At 72.3% G+C, this 17,988-nt stretch carries 12 protein-coding genes; 10 read left to right on the plus strand and 2 right to left on the minus strand.

Features of this window, described 5'->3' with window-relative positions; genetic code table 11:
• Positions 1-88: 88 nt before the first annotated feature.
• The gene (locus ABZ887_RS09940; protein ID WP_361285375.1) at positions 89-1,087 is read right to left on the minus strand and encodes a LuxR C-terminal-related transcriptional regulator; all 999 of its coding nucleotides are present in this window, start codon (positions 1,085-1,087) and stop codon (positions 89-91) included.
• Positions 1,088-1,287: 200 nt separating this feature from the next.
• Here ABZ887_RS09940 and ABZ887_RS09945 point away from each other — a divergent pair, with 200 nt between their 5' ends.
• From ABZ887_RS09945 to ABZ887_RS09955, 3 genes are all read left to right on the plus strand, one after another.
• Positions 1,288-1,587 (plus strand): hypothetical protein, encoded by a 300-nt coding sequence (locus ABZ887_RS09945; RefSeq protein WP_361285378.1) that lies wholly within the window; start codon positions 1,288-1,290, stop codon positions 1,585-1,587.
• Between the two features lie 363 nt (positions 1,588-1,950).
• Positions 1,951-2,112: a hypothetical protein gene (locus ABZ887_RS09950; RefSeq protein WP_361285381.1), complete on the plus strand. Its 162-nt coding sequence runs from the start codon at positions 1,951-1,953 to the stop codon at positions 2,110-2,112.
• A 40-nt stretch (positions 2,113-2,152) separates the two neighbouring features.
• A complete protein-coding gene (locus ABZ887_RS09955) occupies positions 2,153-3,190 on the plus strand; it encodes a transcriptional regulator (protein WP_361285384.1) in 1,038 nt (345 codons plus the stop codon).
• Between the two features lie 20 nt (positions 3,191-3,210).
• On the opposite strand, the gene ABZ887_RS09960 is transcribed toward ABZ887_RS09955, so the two are convergent.
• A complete protein-coding gene (locus tag ABZ887_RS09960) occupies positions 3,211-3,381 on the minus strand; it encodes a hypothetical protein (RefSeq protein WP_361285387.1) in 171 nt (56 codons plus the stop codon).
• 51 nt (positions 3,382-3,432) lie between these two features.
• On the opposite strand from ABZ887_RS09960, the gene ABZ887_RS09965 reads away from it, so the two are divergent.
• From ABZ887_RS09965 to ABZ887_RS09995, 7 genes are all read left to right on the plus strand, one after another.
• On the plus strand, positions 3,433-3,651 hold the full coding sequence (locus ABZ887_RS09965) for a phosphopantetheine-binding protein (RefSeq protein ID WP_361285390.1): 219 nt from the start codon (positions 3,433-3,435) through the stop codon (positions 3,649-3,651).
• A 2-nt stretch (positions 3,652-3,653) separates the two neighbouring features.
• Positions 3,654-4,397: an alpha/beta fold hydrolase gene (locus ABZ887_RS09970; protein ID WP_361285393.1), complete on the plus strand. Its 744-nt coding sequence runs from the start codon at positions 3,654-3,656 to the stop codon at positions 4,395-4,397.
• Complete coding sequence (locus tag ABZ887_RS09975; RefSeq protein WP_361285396.1) at positions 4,394-5,164, plus strand: hypothetical protein; 771 nt, start codon at positions 4,394-4,396, stop codon at positions 5,162-5,164. The genes ABZ887_RS09970 and ABZ887_RS09975 overlap by 4 nt, the downstream gene beginning before the upstream one ends.
• The gene (locus ABZ887_RS09980) at positions 5,161-6,939 is read left to right on the plus strand and encodes a non-ribosomal peptide synthetase (RefSeq protein ID WP_361285399.1); all 1,779 of its coding nucleotides are present in this window, start codon (positions 5,161-5,163) and stop codon (positions 6,937-6,939) included. Before ABZ887_RS09975 ends, ABZ887_RS09980 begins: the two co-directional genes overlap by 4 nt.
• 2 nt (positions 6,940-6,941) lie before the next feature.
• Complete coding sequence (locus ABZ887_RS09985) at positions 6,942-8,162, plus strand: cytochrome P450 (RefSeq protein ID WP_361285402.1); 1,221 nt, start codon at positions 6,942-6,944, stop codon at positions 8,160-8,162.
• Positions 8,163-8,226: 64 nt separating this feature from the next.
• Positions 8,227-11,916, plus strand: coding sequence for an amino acid adenylation domain-containing protein (locus ABZ887_RS09990; protein ID WP_361285405.1), 3,690 nt, complete (start codon positions 8,227-8,229; stop codon positions 11,914-11,916).
• A gap of 68 nt (positions 11,917-11,984) precedes the next feature.
• Positions 11,985-17,966, plus strand: a complete 5,982-nt coding sequence (locus ABZ887_RS09995) for an amino acid adenylation domain-containing protein (RefSeq protein ID WP_361285408.1) — start codon at positions 11,985-11,987, stop codon at positions 17,964-17,966.
• The last annotated feature ends 22 nt before the right edge of the window (positions 17,967-17,988 follow it).

Genomic DNA, 17,988 nt, shown 5'->3' on the forward strand with positions numbered 1-17,988 from the left:
CGTCAGCCGTGGCCGCCACTGCTCGGAACGGATCCGCGAGCGGGCTCAAGTGCGCGTGGCACGCGGTTGGGCGGCGATGCCCGGTTGCTCACTGCATCGTTTGCGGAAGATAGCCGCGTTGCACCGCGTGGACCCCCGCCTGGAAGCGGCTGCGGGCGTCCAGGCTGGTGATCACGCCGCTGGTCAGCCGGCGGGCGGTGCGTACGGACACGCCAAGGCTGTGCGCGATGCTCTCGTCGGTGCGGCCCTGAGCCATCAGCCGCAATGTCTCCTGCTGGGCGCGGGTCAGCCCGCTCTCGGCCGGCTGATGGACCTCGCCCAGGGGGGAGGCCTCCGCCCAGACGTACTCGAACAGGCTGGTCAGCATGGTGAGCAGGCCGGGGCCGCTGACGATGTACGCGCCGGCGCCGGTGTCGTCCGCCTGCGCGGCTACCAGGGCCACCCGCCGATCGAAGATGATCATTCTGTTGGGCAGGCCGGGTACAGTGCGGACGCCCGCGCCGTGATCTTCCAGCCAGCGGGCGTGTCCCATCGTCGGTGCGTCCCTGCGGATGCTGTCGACGTAGATCGTGCGCATCCGCACCCCGCGTTCCAGCAGGCGGAGGTTCAACGGCTTGGAAGCCTTCATGTTCGCCGGTGTCTGCGGACCACCGGGGGCGAACGTCAGGAACTCCTCCTCCACCTGGCTGTTGAACATTTCCAGGTGGTCGCGGATGGACTCGACCCCTTCCACGTACTGGAGACCCAGACCCGGGGCAACGTCCTGGAGATGCGCATAGTCGGCGATCAACTCGGTAGCGGCCGCACGGGTCGCCTCCAGCCGCTGCCGTTGCGCGGCGACCTCCGCCTCCTGGCGCGCGAGGAGGATTTGCATGGCGAGGAGAGGGCTCACGGCCCGGGCTCGCGCACTGTCCTCGGCACTGTTGCGCACCAGGGTCAGCTCCGTCAGGGCGTCCAGCGCCGCGCGGATGTCCTCGACCGTCATTCCGAGACGTTCGGCTGTTTCGACAATGCTGTCGTCGGGTCGTGCCAGCATCGATCGGTAGACGGCTTCCACGACGGGATCCAGACCCAGTTGGCCGGACATTGAAGCGCCCTCCCCCTTGAGCAGTTCCGCTGAAAACCGGGGCGCGGAATACTGGTCCCCATCAGTCGCCCCGGTTGGACCTCGCATCAGTGTATCCAGGCGCACAACCCCTGGAGCTGGGCCAAGACGAGGTGCGCGCTGAGGGGGGTATGGGCGAAAACGCCACCTCGTTCTCGACAAGGGTCCGCTAGGCAGTCCTCATGTATTTGGTACATACCGAATTGCAGCATTCCGGCAGCGCGTTGCTCACGGCAGCGGCAGCCCACGCAGTCGCTCAGGTGGACGGGGTGGAGCACGCCAGTGTCCATCCCGATGCGCGGCCGTATCCGGTGTTGGCTCTCTACGCACGGGCCCGTTCGGTCACCGAGGCCGCCGGTCTCGCGGCGCAGGCGTGGCACACGGCTGCCGCGCGCGAGGGACTCGGGGGCTGGAGCATCGTGCGCATCCGCGCGTACCGGATCGGATCGCCGGGCGACCAGGAGGAGGTCGATCGGGGCTGATCCGTTCCCTTCGGTTCGATCTCATGCCGCTGGGAATTCCCAGGCGTTCACATGCGGTCGCGAAACGGTGGGTGCGGGCGGCGGTCCGGTGACGGTCCGGGTGCCCACTCCGTGCCGAGGGCGGCCCGCGGCCCGGACGGCGGCCACCCCGGGGACGTCCATCGGAGCACGTTCAACACCCGCGGAATCGGGCTGACTTGGGGTATTTCCCCGGCCGTTCCGGGTGCGTCGCACCCTGGACCGTCCCGCACTGGCCACTTCGGCCAAGGCCACTTTGCCCGCCTCGCCTCCTCTTCAGCCGTGCTGTCGTGCGGATGCAGGATCTTCAACGACAGGCCAACGAACGGCACAAGGAGGAACATCATGCGCATTGCCAAGGCTCTCGCTCTGACTCTGGCCGGCTCCGCTGCTGCTCTCGTCCTCGCTCTCTCCGGGACCGGTCAGGGAGCGTTCGCCGACGCCGGTCCGGCCACGGACGGCGTCCAACTCGTGGCGACCCCCCTGGGCGACTCCGGCTGGCAGTGACCGGTCCTGTCATCACCTCCGGCTTTCAGGAGCAGCAGACGTGAGCTTCGGTGACACCCGGTCCCTCGTGACGGGAGACGCCCAACAGCTGATCCGACTGCGCGACGAGATCCTGGCGACCGCCCCCGTCCACAGCGTTCCCGTCGCCCGCCTCGTGGTCGCGGACAGTCCGCGGCTGGCCGGCGAGGATCCCGCCCATGTACGAGCCCTGGCCGAGGTCGAGGGCTCGCTGCCACCGCTGGTCGTGCACCGCGGGACGATGCGGGTGATCGACGGGATCGCGCGGCTGCGGGCCGCGACGGGCAAGGGGCAGTCGGTCGTCGCGGTCCGGTATTTCGACGGAACCCAGCAGGAGGCGGCCCTGCTCGCGGTCGCCATGAACATCACACACGGGCGGCCGCTGACACTGGAAGACCGTACCGCCGCGGCGCTACGCATCTTCGTGTCACATCAGCACTGGTCGGACCGGGCGGTGGCACTCCTGGCCGGGCTGTCGGCCACCAAGGTCGCCGCCCTGCGCCGGGACGGGGCGGGAGCCCAGGGCGGGCGGCGGATCGGCAGGGACGGACGGGCTCGACCGGTCGACGCGGCCGCGGGCCGCGAGCGTGCCCGGCAGCTGCTGGAGCAGAACCCGAGTGCCTCGCTGCGCCAGATCGCCCGCGAGGCGGGCATCTCGGCCGCGACCGTGGCGGACGTACGGGACCGGCTGCGGCGCGGCGAGAGCGCGGTACCGGTGCGACGTGCGGTTGTGACGGCGGATCGGCAGGTGACGCGGCGGGTCGTCGCAGCGGTGCCGCGGCGGCCGCCGAAGACGGCCGACGAGCTCACCAGGACGGTCCGGGCTCTGCACCGGGATCCCTCCCTGCGGCAGAGCGAGGAAGGGCGCTCGCTGCTGCGCATGCTGAGCGTGTGCGGGGTGTTCGCCCGGGACCGTGAGAGCATCGCCGCGGCGCTGCCGTGGCACTGCCGTTCGCAGCTGGCGGAGCTGCTGATGGACTACGCCCAGGTGTGCCAGGACTTCGCGGGCGAACTGAATGCCGAGCCGGGGCGTGCTCAACTGCACGCGGTGGGCAGTTGAGCGGACGAGTTCCGCCGAATTCACTGCCGCAGGTGCTCGCTCTCGCTTGATTGACGAAAAAGCTGCACGTCGACAAAACTCGTCACGCTGGTTTCGCCGCTGCCTTCCCTATTCTTTTTCGCTGAGGGGTTCCTGTGTCTCGTCCTGCTGAAATTCGGCCCGAAAAGCGGGCGGATGGAAATGATGGCCACGCCCCTCAGGGTGGCGAGCGGAAGGCGCCTGACGCCTCGGTCGAGGAACTGGTGCAGCTGATCGCCGATGTTTTCGGACGGCGCCTCGACGGTGCTTCCGTCGATCCCGACGATGATTTCTTCCAACGTGGCGGATCTTCGTTCCTGGCGGCCCTCTGCACGGCGGAGCTGCGCAAGCAGGGAATCGTCCTGGCGATACAGGACATTTTCGTGGCCCCCACTCCACGGTCGCTGGCGCTCCGGATACAGCCGCTGCAGAAGGCCCAGTGAGAATGTTCGACAAACTTCTGTCCACGCCGCTTGTCACCGCTGCCGCGGCCTCCTTGGATCTGGTCGCCTTTCCCTGTGCCGGATCGGGCTCCGCCGGCCTGCGTGGCTGGCGGGAGATCCTGCCGGCCGACTGGCGCTTCACCATCGCCTGCCTGCCGGGACGCGAGACCAGCTACGGACAGCCCTTCGCACGGGACATGGCCCGCCTGGCCGACGACATCGCACAGGAGCTGCGAGGCCGCCGCGCGCAGCACCCGGACCTTCCCCTGGTGCTGTTCGGCCACAGCATGGGCGGTCTGCTGGCACAGCTCGTGGCGCACCGCGTCCCGGCCGACGCCCTCGTGGTGGCCGCCTGCCCGCCGCCCGGCCGGCGCGACGCCGAGGACGACGGCAGGCCCCTCGACCACGACGAGCTGCGACGCGAAGTGGCGGGGATGCTCCAGGCCGTGTCGCCGATCGAGCCGGGTCTGCTGGACGAGCTGGTCGGGCTCACCGCCCCCGTCCTGGCCGCCGACATCGAGCTGCTCGCCACCTACCGGGCGCCCACCACCCCCCTGAGCTGCGGCATCTGGGCGCTCTACGGCGACGGCGACCCCATCGAACCGCTGCCGTGGGCGGCCGAGACAACCGCTGCCGCCGAGTGCCGTGTGCTGTCCGGGTCCCACTTCTTCGTCCAGGAGTCGCCGCGGGCCGTCGTCGCCGAGCTGCGTCGCTGTCTGACACCGGTCCGGGGAGGGAAGGCATGACCGCCCCGGTGCTGCTGGTGTTCGACTACCCCGGCCGGCGCCCGGAAGCACGCGTGTCGGACCTGCGCCTGGAGGACGCCGGGTACGACGTGCGTCAGCTCATGTGCCCCCCGCTGCCCAGGGCGTGCTCAGCGGCCACGTACGCGGAGCACGCCCTGGGCACGGCCGGGATTCCCGCCGACGCCGTGCACGCGGTGCTGGCGTACTGCATGGCCGCTCCGCTCGCGCAGGAGACGGCCGCGCGCACGGGCTGCCCGCGGCTGCTGCTGTTCGACGGGGAGCCGTCCACGCTCAAGGCCGTCGAGACGGAGTACCGCGCGCTGCTGACCTCGGTGGGCGCGCCGTCGGCACTTCCGCCCTGGTGGAGCGGAGAGCTGGTCGAGGAGCGTTCGAACGCCTTCCTGACGTACTCGCAACGTCACCTGACGGAGTCGATCCGCCGCTCGCTGGCGGATGAGGCGGACCCCGACTACGCCGACGACGAGGCCTTCGCCCCGCTGGTGGGCGGCTTCCTGGACTGGCTGGCCTACCTGGTCGCGGCCCATCGCACCGACCACCCGGCCTGGGACGGCACGGTCGTCAACTTCCTGTCGCGGCAGCAGCCCGAGATCCCCGCCTGGCCGGGAGCCGGCCGCACCCGGTCGGTCCGGGTCGACACGGCACGCGAGGACCTGCTGGCCGGCACCACCACCCGCCGCCTCGTTCTGGAGGCTCTGGAGGCTCCGAGCCGAGACGGGCACGGAATCAGTGAGGAAGGAGCGCAATGACGCACAGCAAGCCGTCGCAGCCGACGGCTGCCACGCTCACCGAGGTCTGGGCGGCCGCCGTCGCCCTGCAGCCCGGGGCACCGGCCGTACGAGACGACCGGGAGGCACTCAGCTACAGCGAGCTCGACGCCTACTCCGACGCCGTCGCCCATGCCCTGACCGAGGCCGGGATACGGCCGGAGGACCGGGTCGCGCTCAGCCTCCGGCGTGGGGTCGGTGTCTTCGCCGCGCTCCTAGGCGTGCTCAAGGCGGGCGGCGCCTACGTCGCCGTCGATCCGCGTTACCCCGCCGCACGCCGCGACATGATGATCGAGGCCAGCGGTGCCTCCCTGGTGCTCGCCGACCCCGAGTGGCTCGCGGACGTACCCGCCGAACGCGTGCTGCCCCTCCCGGAGTTCGACAGGGCGGCCGTGGTCCCGCGCCCGGCCGTCCGGGTGCGCCCCCGGAACGCGGCGTGCGTGCTGTTCACCTCCGGCTCCTCCGGCCGGCCCAAGGCGACCGTCCTGGAGCACCGCAGTGTCGTCGGGTTCGCCCGCAACAGCACGCTGCCGGAGCTGACCGGACAGGACCGCGTCGGGCAGATATCCAGTCTGTCCTTCGACGCCTTCCACTTCGAGACCTGGTGCTCCCTGGCCCAGGGCGCCGAAGTCGTCGTCCTGCCGGCCCTGCCCGACCTGCTCGCCTCCGACCTGCAGCGCACCCTGCGGCGGCTGCGCATCACCGCGATGCTCGTGCCGACCATGGCGGTCAACCACGTGGTCCGCGAGGACCGCGACGCGTTCGCGCCGCTGCGGATCCTGCACACCGGCGGCGACGCCATCCTCGCCGACACCTGCCGTGACCTGCTCGCCGGGGACTTCACCGGCCGGCTGTTCAACCTCTACGGGCCCACCGAGGCCACCACCGCGTGTTCCGCCTTCGAGGTGCGCGACCTGCCTGCGGACGCCGACAGCGTGCCCATCGGCCGGGCGGTCGACGGTGCTCATCTGTACGTGCTCGACGAGGAGTTGCGGCCGGTCGGCGCAGGCGAGGTCGGCCAGCTGTTCGTCGGCGGGTACGGCGTGGCCCGGGGCTACTTCGGCGACCCGGCGCTGACAGCGGAGAAGTTCCTGCCCGATCCCTTCCGGGCCGACGGCACCCGCATGTACGCCACCGGTGACCTGGTGCGCCAACAGCCGGACGGGCAGCTGGACTTCGTCGGGCGTGCCGACCACCAGGTGAAGATCCGCGGCTACCGGGTCGAGCCCGGGGAGGTCGAGCGCCTGCTGTCCCGGCACCCGCAGGTGCGTGAGGCGGCCGTTCTCCCGGTCGGCCGGGACCAGGACCGCACCCTGGTCGCCTTCGTCGTCCGGCGCGGGCCACTGCAGCCGGAGGAGATACGGGAGTTCACCGAACTGACGCTGCCCGACCACATGGTCCCCAGCAAGATCCTGGTCGTCCCGAGGATCCCGGCCACCGACAACGGCAAGCGCGACCGCGCCGCCCTCCTCGACATCCTCGAATCCGACGAGGCCCGGGCCCGCGGCTACGAGGCGCCGTCCACGCAGAGCGAGCGGATCCTGGCCGGCATCTGGTCCGATCTGCTGGCGGTGGAGCAGGTCGGCGCGAGCGACGACTTCTTCGCCCTCGGCGGCAACTCCATGCTCGCCTTCCGCGTCCGCCAGAAGGTCAAGCGGGAGACCGGCGCCGCCCTGGACTTCCGCGAGATCCTGGAGAAGCCGGTGCTGCGCGACATCGCGCTCTCGCTGGAGCCCCAGCTGCCGGCGGCGGTGTGACGATGCCCGCCACCACCGTCATCGACCTGACCGACGTCGGCCTGTTCGCGGCGAACCGGCACCACGAGACCCTCCGCCACCTGCGCGGACACGCGCCGGTGTACCGGAACCCGCTGCCGGACGGCACCGGGTTCTGGGCGCTGACCCGCTACGACGACGTGCTGGCCGCCTATCGCGATCACGAGACCTTCAGCTCCGCGCACGGCGCCATCCTCGGCGGCTCCTTCCGCGCGGGCGGCGACACGGCCTCCGGTGACATGCTCGTCGCCTCCGACCCGCCCCGGCACCGGATGCTGCGCCGGGCCATGCACCCCCCGTTCAGTCCCGGCATGGTCGACCGTGTCACGGCCCAGGTCCGCACCCTGCTGCGCGAGGCCGTCGAACGGATCCGGCACGAGGGCGGCTGCGACGTCGCGCTCGACTTCGCCCCGCTGCTGCCCGTCGGCGCGCTGATGGCACTGTTCGGCGTCGGACTCGACGACGCCCGCCACATCGTGAGCCTCACCCGCAGGATGGTCGGCTACCGTGACCCCGCACTGTGCGAGCAGACCGGTGACGAGCGGATCCGGCTCGCGCATGCCCAGAGCGAGATCTTCGAGTACTTCGCCGACCTGCTCGACGAGCGCCGCGACGACCCGGGGCGGGACGACGTCATCGGCATGCTGCTGCGCGCCGAGCTCAACGGGCAGGCCCTGGACGACGCGCAGATCCTCTACAACTGTATGAACATCGCCGTCGGCGGCAACGAGACCTCCTCGTACACCACCTGCGCGGGATTCCTCGCGCTGCTGGAGAACCCCGGCGAGTGGCAGCGGCTGCGCGCGGATCCCGCCCTGCTGCCCTCCGCGCTGGAGGAGATCCTGCGGTGGAGCTCCACCAACGCCTACGTGCAGCGCGTCGCGGTCCGTGACACCCGGGTCCGCGGGGTGGACATCACCGCCGGAGACATCGTCACGCTGTGGAACGTCTCCGCGAACCGGGACGGCGACCAGTTCACGGATCCGGACCGGTTCGACATCACCCGCAACCCCAACCGGCACCTCTCCTTCGGCAGCGGCATCCACCGCTGCGTCGGGGCGCCCGCCGGGAACGCGGAGCTGGCCGAGGCGTTCGCCGCCCTGATCGGCAGCGGCCTGGAGTTCCGGCCTGCCGGCGACCCGGTCCGGCTCCGCTCCAACTTCATCCTCGGTTTCACGTCGCTGCCCGTCGAGACCGTCGCCTGACGACGGGTCCGCCGTACGTCCGCCCCCGCGCCGTCGACGGGGGGCCCACCCCCAGGGAACACACGTGTCTCAGCAACCTTCGCACCGTCCGCAGGAAGTGCCCCGCGATCCCGTCGTGCCGCGGGACTGGCCGCGGGAGTTGAAGCGGTACGCCGCCGAGAGACTCCCGGCCTACCTGGTGCCCGACGTGGTCATGGTCCTCGACGACCTGCCGATGACGCCCAACGGAAAGATCGACCGGAAGGCGCTCGCCGCCACCGAGGTACCGGTCGCCCCCGTGGGGCGGGCTCCGCGGACCCCGGCGGAGAAGGAGCTGTGTGCCCTGTTCGCGGAGGTGCTCCAGCTGCCGGGCGTCGGTGTCGACACCGACTTCTTCGCCGTGGGCGGCAACTCGCTGCTGGCGATGCGGCTGGTATGGCGGGTCCGCTCGCGGCTGGGCTACGAGCTCGGCGTGCGCGAGGTGTTCGACGCGCCCACCGTGGCGGCGCTCGCCCCCCGGCTCACCGTCAGCAGCGTGCCCGCCCCGTCGCTGGAGCGCCGGGCGGACGACGGACCCGTGCCGCTCTCCCCGGCCCAGCGACGGCTGTGGTTCCTCAACCGGCTGGAGGACGGCACGGCGACCTACAACATCCCGTTGCCGCTGCGGCTGCGCGGCCGGCTCGACCACGACGCGCTGTGGGCCGCACTGGCCGCCCTGGTGGCACGTCACGAAGCCCTGCGCACCGTCTTCCCCGAAACCGCCGGCGAGCCCCGTCAGCTGGTGCTGGACCCGGCCCGGGCCCGGCCCGAGCCCAGCCTGGTCGCGCTCGGCCCGGAGGAACTGGCAGTGCACCAGGCGGAGTTCGAACGCCGGGGCTTCGACCTGCGGGTCGATCCGCCGCTGCGCGCGCAGCTGGTCGCCCTCGGTGAGGAGGAGCACGTACTGCTGCTCGTCGTCCACCACATCGCCTGCGACGGGTGGTCCCTGGCTCCGCTCGCCCGGGACCTCGCCACCGCCTACGCCGCCCACGAGCGCGGCGGCACGGCCCAGCCGCCCCCGCTCGCGGTGCAGTACCGGGACTTCACCCTCTGGCAGCGGGACGTGCTCGGCTCCGTCGAGGAACCCGGGAGCCTCATGTCCCGGCAGCTCGCGTTCTGGACCGAGGCGCTCAAGGGCGTCCCGGACCAGCTCGCCCTGCCCACCGACCGGCCGCGCCCCGCCCATGCCGGCCATCGGGGCGCCGTCGTCGACTTCGCCCTCGGCCCCGGACTCACCGGCGCTGTCGACCGGTTCGCGGCCGAGACGGGCGCCAGCGCGTTCATGGTCGTCCAGGCCGCGCTCGCCGCGACCCTGACCAGGCTGGGAGCCGGGCACGACATCCCCGTCGGCACCCCGGTGGCCGGACGCGCCGACGAGGCCCTCGACGACCTGGTCGGGTTCTTCGCCAACACGCTCGTCCTGCGCACGGACACCTCGGGCGACCCCAGCTTCCGGGAACTGCTGGGCCGCGTCCGGGAGTTCGCCTTCCAGGCGTTCTCCCACCAGGACCTGCCCTTCGACGTCCTGGTCGAAGCCCTCAATCCGCGTCGCTCCCCGGCCCACCACCCGCTGTTCCAGGTCATGCTCGTGTTCGAGAACAACGCAGGCGCGCCGGTCCGGCTGCCCGGCATCGAGGTGACCGAGGAACGTTCCCTGCTCGACGTGGCCCGCTTCGACCTGGTGTTCAACATGACGCCTCCGGCCGTTCCCGGGGAGGGCGGCACCGAGTGCTTCGTGGAGTACTCGACCGACCTGTTCGACCGCGGCACGGCCGAGCGGATCGCCGACTACCTGGTGGCGACGCTGGAGCAGGCCCTGGCCGACCCCGACAGCCCCATCGGGCGGCTCGACATACGCTCACCGGGCGAGCGGGACCTGGTGCGGGCCTGGAACAGCACCGGGCGACCAGTGGAACCCGCCTCCCTCCCTCGGCTCTTCGAAGCGCAGGTGGCCCGGACTCCGGACCGCACGGCGGTCGTCCACGAAGCCGAGACGGCGACGTTCGCGCAGCTCAACGCCCGCGCCAATCAGCTCGCCCGGCACCTTGCGCGGCTCGGGGCCGGACCTGAGCGGACCGTCGCGCTGGCGATGCCCCGCTCCCTCGACATGGTCGTGGCCCTGTGGGCGGTGCTCAAGGCCGGCGCGGCCTACCTGCCGGTGGACCTCGACCACCCGGCCGCCCGCGTCCGGGCGATGCTGGAGGACGCCACCCCGCTGCTGGTGCTGACCACCGTGGACGCCGCGGAGCGGCTGCCGGCCGGCGTGGCTCCCCTCTGCGTGGACGACCCCGTTCTGCGGGAACGGCTCGCCGAGCTGGGCACGGCGGACCTGACCGACGCCGAGCGCCCGGTACCGCTGCGTTCCGAGCACCCCCTGTATGTCATCTACACCTCGGGCTCGACCGGCCGGCCCAAGGGTGTCGTCATGCCGGCCGCCCCGATCGTCAACCTGCTGGCCTGGCACGCCGCCGTCATGCCGGCCGGACCCGACTCGGTCACCGCACAGTTCGCGTCGCTGAGCTTCGACCCCGCGGCCCAGGAGATCCTCTCCGCGGGGACCAGCGGCAAGACGCTCGCGGTGCCCACCGACGAGATCCGGCGCAGCCCCGCCGACCTGGCCCACTGGCTGGAGCGGCACCAGGTGACGGAACTGTTCGCCCCCACCGCCCTGATCGAGCTGCTGTGCCGGGAAGCGCTGCGCCTGGGCCTGGACCTGCCGAAGCTGCGGCAGGTGGCGCAGGGCGGCGAGGCCCTGATCCTCAGTGACGCGGTGCGCGCTTTCTTCGACGCCGTTCCCGGCAGGCGCCTGCACAACTACTACGGGCCCACCGAGACCCACGCGGCCACGAGCCACACGGTGGAGCGGCCCGTGGCCGGGCAGCCGTCCCAGGTGCCCATCGGTTCGCCGATCTGGAACACCCGTGTCCATCTGGTCGACGAGAACCTGCGCCCGGTGCCCCTGGGCGTGCCCGGTGAGGTCTGCGTCGCGGGCGCGGCGGTGGCGCGCGGCTATCTCTACCGGCCCGCCGAGACGGCCCAGCGGTTCATACCGGACCCGTACGGCCCTCCTGGCAGCCGCATGTACCGCACCGGTGATCTGGCCCGGTGGCGGTCCGACGGACGACTGGAGTTCCTCGGGCGCAACGACTTCCAGGTCAAGATCAGGGGCTTCCGGATCGAGTTGGGCGAGGTCGAGGAGGCACTGCGTGCCGACCCGGCCGTGGCGCAGGCCGTGGTGACGGCGGACGACGCCGACCGGGCGGGGAAGCGTCTGATCGCGTACGTCGTCGCCCCGCCCGGGCAGACGCCCGACCCGGCGCGGATCAGGGCGTCCGTCGCCGCGCAGCTGCCCGGATACATGGTCCCGGCCGCGGTGGTGGTCCTGGACCGGCTGCCCGTCAACCCCAACGGCAAGGTGGACCGGCTCGCACTGCCCGCCCCCGCCGCGTCGGCCGCGCCGGCCGGGCGGGTGCCCGCGACCGAGCGTGAGCGGCGGCTGTGCGCGCTCGTCGCCGACCTGCTGGGACTGCCGGCCGTCGGTGCGACCGACAACTTCTTCGAGATCGGCGGGCATTCCCTGCTCGTCACCCGGCTCATCGACGACATCCGCTCGGCCCTCGGCCTGGAACTTCCCGTCCGCGCCTTCTTCGACGAGCCCACCGTCGAAGGCCTGGCGCAACGCCTCACGCCCGTGGCGCGGTCGCGGCCCGCGCTGCGCCGCAGGGCCGACCGCTAGACCCGGCACCGGCCGTCCACGGTTCGGGCTCCATCACTTCGACCAACCGCTCACGAAGGGTTTTCGACATGGCAGAACAGCGGTATGCGGCCGCGTCCGCGCAGCAGCGGCTGTGGCTGCTCCAAGCCCTGGAGCCGGAGGGAACCGCCTATCACCTGACCGAGGCGTTCCGAGTGACGGGACCGCTGGACAGCGAGGCCCTGGCACGTGCCGCGCGGGAGCTGTGCGATCGGCACGAGGCGCTGCGCACCCGGTTCGAGCAGGTCGACGGAACGATCCTCCAGGTTGTCGCCGAACCGGGCACCGGCCCGGCCCGGCCCGCCTTCCGCCACAGCCGGCTCGACGCCGCCGACGGGCCCGCGCGCGAAGCGGCCCTGGCACGCTTCCACCGGGCCGTGCTGGACGAACCCTTCGACCTGCGCACCGGGCCCCTGCTGCGGGTGCACGTCGCCGACGCCGGCCCGGACGAGCACGTCGTGGCCGTCACCGCGCACCACATCGTGTGCGACGGCTGGTCGATGCACCTGTTGCTGGACGAACTGGCCGCCCTGTACCGCGGCTTCGTACTCGGCGATCCCGCACGGCTGCCCGAGCCGGAACTGCAGTACACGGACTACGCGCTCTGGGAGCGGGAGTGGCTCGACGAGGAGCGCACCGAGGAGTGCCTGCGGTACTGGCGCGAGCACCTGGCCGGCGCTCCCACGGTGCTGCCGCTCCCGGGCGACCGGCCCCGGTGTGCCACCGGTTTCCCCGCGTCCGGGGTGCACGAGGTCCCGTTGCCCCAGGACGTCACCGACCGCGTCCGCGAGCTGGCCCGTACCAGCAGGTCCAGTCCGTCCGTGGTGCTGCTGGCCGCCTTCCACGCCTTCCTGGCGCGCATCACGGGAGAGTACGACGTCCTCGTCGGTCATCCCGTGAGCGGACGCACCCGGGCGGGTACCGAGTCGCTGGTCGGCATGCTGGTCAACACGCTTCCGCTGCGCGGTGACATGCGCGACGATCCGTCCTTCGAGGAGCTGCTCCAGCGGGTGCGCACGAGCATGCTGGACGGCCAGGAGTACGGGGAGCTGCCGTTCGAGCGCATGGTCGAGGAGGTCAACCCGGACCGGGCCCAGGGGCTCAACCCGCTCGTACAGGTGATGTTCCAGCTGCTGGACGAGGACTTCACCGGTGGCATGCGGCTCGAGGGCGCCGCCGTCCGGCCGTTGCCCGCGGCCCAGCCGACCACGTTCTTCGACCTGGCCCTGGACATGCACTGGCGGGGCGGGACCCTGCACGCCTCCTTCAACTACAGCCGGGACCTGTTCGACCCGGAGACCGTGGCACATCTCGCCGACTGCTTCACGGTCCTGCTCACGGCGGCCACCGAGGGGCCGGACACCCGGGTGTCTGCGCTGGCCCTGCTCGGCGAGGCCGAGCAGACCCGGATCCTGTGGGAGCTGGGCCGCGGCCCCCGGGTCGGCGTACCCGCCGCCGCGACGGTCCTGACCGCGCTGGTGGAGCGGATCGCGGACCGGCCCGACTCCGTCGCCGTCACCGACGGGCATCGGCAGCTGACGTACCGGCAGCTGGGCGACGCGGTCGACGCGGTCGCCGCCGACCTCGCTGCGCGCGGTGTCGCCCGGGGTGACCGGGTGGGCCTCATGGTCACCCGGTCGGCGCTGCTGCCCGTGGGGGTCTTCGGCGTACTGCGCGCCGGGGCGGTGCTGGTTCCGCTGGATCCCGCCAACCCGCCGGAGCGGCTGCGTGCGATGACCGACGAGGCCGCGCTGCGCCTGGTCGTCACCGACGAGGCCGTCCGGTCACGGGCGGAGCTGCTGGGCCGGCCCCTGCTGGACCTGAACTCGCTCCCGGAACATCCCGGTGCCGCGCCGCCGCCCGCACCGGGCGCGGACGACCCGGCCTACGTCGTCTTCACCTCCGGCTCGACCTCGACCCCCAAGGGCGTCCTGGTCCGGCACGGCTCGCTGGCGAACCTCTACCACTCCCACCGAGCCTCGCACTACGCGGCCATGGCGCGCACCGTGCCCGGCCGCCGGCTGCGCGTCGCCTACACCATGTCGGTGGCCTTCGACGCGAGCTGGGACCAGCTGCTGTGGATGGTCGACGGCCATGTGCTCGACGTCGTCGACGACGACACCGCCCGCGACGCGGGGCAGTTGCTCACCGTGCTGCGCGAGCGGGAGATCGACGTACTGGAGGCGACGCCGTCGTTCCTGGAGCAGCTCGTCGGACTGGGACTGCTGGACGACGACGGGCCCGGTCCGCGGCTGTTCGTGCTGGGCGGCGAGGCCATGCGCCCGTCGTTGTGGTCCCGCCTGGCCGCCGAGCCGGGAGTGAGCGCGGTCAACATGTACGGCCCGACCGAGTTCACCGTGGACGCCCTGGTCGCACCGGTCGAGGGGGACGCGGGGCCGCTGATCGGCCGGCCGCTGGCGAACTGCGCGGTCGCGGTGCTGGATCCGGGCGGGCGGCCGGTCCCGGTCGGCGTGGTCGGCGAGATCTGTCTGGCCGGACCACAGCTGGCCGTCGGCTACCTGAACGACCCGGAGCGCACCGCACAGCGGTTCGTGTCCGACCCCTTCGCGGTGGTGCCGGGCGGGCGGCTGTACCGCACCGGCGATCTGGGCCGGCTGCGCGCCGACGGACAGGTGGAGTTCCTCGGGCGGCTCGACGGCCAGCTGAAGATCCGTGGCTACCGGGTCGACCCCGGTGAGGTCGAGTCGGCGCTGCTGGCGCACCCCGGGATCCGGGACGCGGCTGTGGTGGCCAGGCCGGACGCGCACGGCCACGCCCGCCTGGTCGGCTACGTGGTACCGCGGGACGCGGTGGACGTACCGGGGCTGCGCGAGCACCTCGCGCGTCGCCTGCCCGAGTACATGGTCCCGTCCGCCGTGGTGGAACTGGCGGAGATCCCCCGCAACGTCAGCGGCAAGGTCGCGCCCGCCCGGCTTCCCGAGCCCGACGCCTCCTCGCTCGGGGTGGGACGGTACGCGGCCCCGCTGCCGGGGACCGAACTGGACCTCGCGCGCATGTTCGCCGAGGTGCTCGGCCTGGACGCGGTGGGTCGGCACGACGACTTCTTCCGGCTCGGCGGCCACTCGCTCAGCGCCGTACAGCTCATCTCGCGGATACGTGCCCGGCTCGGCGTCCGGCTCTCCCTGCGGGCCCTGTTCGAACAGCCCACCGTGGCCGGGCTCGCCGCGGCGCTGGGCGGCGACGACGGACGCGAGCAGCTGATCCCGGCCCTCGGCCGTGGCGAGCGTGCGGTCGCGTCCACCGCTCAGCAGCGGCTGTGGTTCCTGCAGCAGGTCGCTCCGCACAGCACCGGCTACAACATGGTCGAGGCGGTGCGCCTGCACGGCAGGCTGGACGTGCCGGCACTGGCGCGGGCCGTCGCCGTCATGGTGGAGCGGCACGACGTGCTGCGCAGCCGCTACACGCTGGGTGACCAGCAGCTGCTGGTCACCGTCGACCGGGACTGGGGCCGGGAGACGACCTGCCTGGATCTGTCGGACCTGCCGGCCGAGGAGGCCTGGCGGCGCGCGGCCGGCCACGTCCAGGAAGTCGGCCGTCGACCCTACGACCTGGAGAAGGGACCGCTGTTCGAGGCGGCCGTCCTCACCCTGGGCCCCGACGACCACCTGCTGGTGTTCGGCGCGCACCACATCGTGTGCGACGGCTGGTCGGTGAAGGTCGTACTGGCCGAGATCTCGGCCCACTACCGCGACCTGACCGCCCGTCGGGCACCCGGTCTGCCCGCGCCCGACCTGCAGTACCAGGACTTCGCCGCCTGGGAGCGAGGACCCGGGCACGAGGCGCGGCTGGCCGCGGACCTGGCCTACTGGCGGGACCAGCTGGCCGGCGCCCCCACCGAACTGGCCCTGCCCTGCGACGGGGAGCGGCCGGAGGTCAACGGCGGGCGTGGCGACACCGTCCGCTTCCAGGTGCCGGCGGAGGTCACCGCCGCGCTGACGGAGCTGGCGCGCCGCCACCGGACCACGCTGTTCACGGCGCTGCTCGCGTCCTTCCACGCGGTCCTGGCGCGCTGGACCGGGCGGCGGGACCTGCTGGTGGGGGTACCCGTCGCGGGACGTACCCGGGCCGAACTGGAAGGACTGATCGGTCTGTTCGTCAACATCCTGCCGATCCGCGCGGATCTGGACGCGGACCCTGCCTTCGTGGAACTGCTCCAGCAGGTCCGCGACACCACCCTGTCCGGTTACGCCCACCAGGCGGCCCCTTTCGAGCGGATCGTGGAACTCGTCAACCCCAGCCGCGACCTGGGCCTGAACCCCGTGGTCCAGGCGACCTGCCAGCTGTTCGAGGACGACGGCTCGTCCGCGCTCGAACTCGACGGGGTCACGGCCGAGTCCGTGCCCCTGGACGTGCCGAGCAGCCGCTTCGATCTCTCCCTGGACCTGACCCGCGACGGAGCGGGTCTGTCGGCGGAGCTGTGCTACGACGCCGACCTGTACCAGAGGTCGACCGTGGCCGAACTGGCCGCGATGTACGAGGCGTTCGTGCGCGAGGTGGCCCGCGACCCCGAGGCCCGCGCATGGGACGTCCCGCTGCCGGCCGGCCGGGAGGCGGAGTACGCGCGGCTGGAGCGGGCACTGCGGGAACACCCCCAGATCCAGGACGCCGTGGTGGTGGCCGAGACGCAAACGGACGGGGCCGTCCGGCCGGTCGCCCATCTGGTGCCCGCGGACGGGGTCCGTGCCGAGGACTTCGAGGCGTTCATGGACTCCTGGCGCTTCGTGTTCGAGAGCACCTACGTGCCCGAGGCGGAGGCCACGGCAGACGAGGCGCTGCTGGGCTGGACGGACAGCTTCACGGGCAGCACCATCCCGCCGGGCCAGATGGACGAGTGGGTCGCCGCCACGGTGGACCGGATCCGCACCCTGCGCCCGCGCCGTCTGCTGGAGGTCGGCGCCGGTACCGGTCTGCTGGTCCGCCCGCTGTGCCAGGAGGGCCGGCTGGAGCGGTACGTCGCCACCGACTACGCGGACGCGGCGGTGGAGATGCTGCGTCGCGTCGGCGCCGGGCCGGCGGGATCCGCCGGTGCGCCCACGCTCGTGGTCGCACAGGCCGAGGCGCTGGAGGCGCTGGATGCGGCGCCGGGTCCGTACGACACGGTCGTGCTCAACTCCGTCGTCCAGTACTTCCCGTCCCTCGCCTACCTGCGGCGGGTGGTCGACCGGGCGGTGGCCGGCGTGTCCGACGGGGGACACGTCTTCGTGGGCGACGTGCGCAGCGGCGTACTGCTGGAGGCGTTCCTGAGCCTGCGGGAGCACCTGCGGCAGGGTGCCCGGGCCGATCGGCAGCAGGTCGCCGACGCGATCGACCGGGCGTTGCGCACCGACAGCGAACTCAGCGTGGGCCCAGGGTTCTTCCGGTCGCTGGTCGCCGGCCATGAGCGGATCTCCGCGGTCGAGATCGCGCCCCGGCGCGGAGCCGCCGCGAACGAGATGTCCCTGTTCCGCTACGACGTGATCCTGCACATCGGCTGCTCCGACGAGCCCGACGGCACCGGCTGGGAGCCCGGCCCGCCGGCCGGTCCGGAGGCGATCGAGCGGCGCCTGGCGGACAGCACGGAAGCGTTCGGATACCGGCGTGTTCCCAACGCCCGCCTGACCGAGGCGTTGCGGCTGCGCGACGGCTACGGCTTCGGTCCCGCAGGTGACGCCGGGTCCCGGCAGACCGGGATGCACCCGGAGGAACTGTGGCGGCTGGGCGCACGCCACGGCTGGACGACGCGCGTCGGCTGGGGACACGGGGACGCCGACGGCACCGTCGAGGTCTCCTTCCTGCCTCCGGGAGCGCACTCCCACTACATCCTGAGCGAGCCGTTCACCGCGGCCGGGTCCGACCGGTCCGACCCGGCCGCGGCACAGTCGCCGACCCGGGTGCTGGCCCCGCAGTTGGAGCGCGCGCTGACCGCCTCGCTCGAACACGAGCTGCGGCGCGGCGACCTGCCCGCCGAGCTGATGCCGAGCCGGTTCGTCTACCACGTCGGTCCGCTGGCCCGTCCGTCCCTGCCCGCATAGTCCCGGAAGGTCTGCCTCCGCT

The sequence above is a fragment of the Streptomyces sp. NPDC047061 genome (assembly GCF_040643955.1).
In the GTDB taxonomy this organism is placed as follows: domain Bacteria; phylum Actinomycetota; class Actinomycetes; order Streptomycetales; family Streptomycetaceae; genus Streptomyces.

Excerpts from the sequence above, each read along its gene's own strand:
- ABZ887_RS09975 (WP_361285396.1), top strand. The coding sequence starts at position 4,394 with ATGACCGCCCCGGTGCTGCTGGTGTTCGACTACCCCGGCCGGCGCCCG.
- ABZ887_RS09940 (WP_361285375.1), bottom strand. The coding sequence starts at position 1,087 with ATGTCCGGCCAACTGGGTCTGGATCCCGTCGTGGAAGCCGTCTACCGA.
- ABZ887_RS09995 (WP_361285408.1), top strand. The coding sequence starts at position 11,985 with ATGGCAGAACAGCGGTATGCGGCCGCGTCCGCGCAGCAGCGGCTGTGG.
- ABZ887_RS09945 (WP_361285378.1), top strand. The coding sequence starts at position 1,288 with ATGTATTTGGTACATACCGAATTGCAGCATTCCGGCAGCGCGTTGCTC.
- ABZ887_RS09950 (WP_361285381.1), top strand. The coding sequence starts at position 1,951 with ATGCGCATTGCCAAGGCTCTCGCTCTGACTCTGGCCGGCTCCGCTGCT.
- ABZ887_RS09985 (WP_361285402.1), top strand. The coding sequence starts at position 6,942 with ATGCCCGCCACCACCGTCATCGACCTGACCGACGTCGGCCTGTTCGCG.
- ABZ887_RS09970 (WP_361285393.1), top strand. The coding sequence starts at position 3,654 with ATGTTCGACAAACTTCTGTCCACGCCGCTTGTCACCGCTGCCGCGGCC.
- ABZ887_RS09980 (WP_361285399.1), top strand. The coding sequence starts at position 5,161 with ATGACGCACAGCAAGCCGTCGCAGCCGACGGCTGCCACGCTCACCGAG.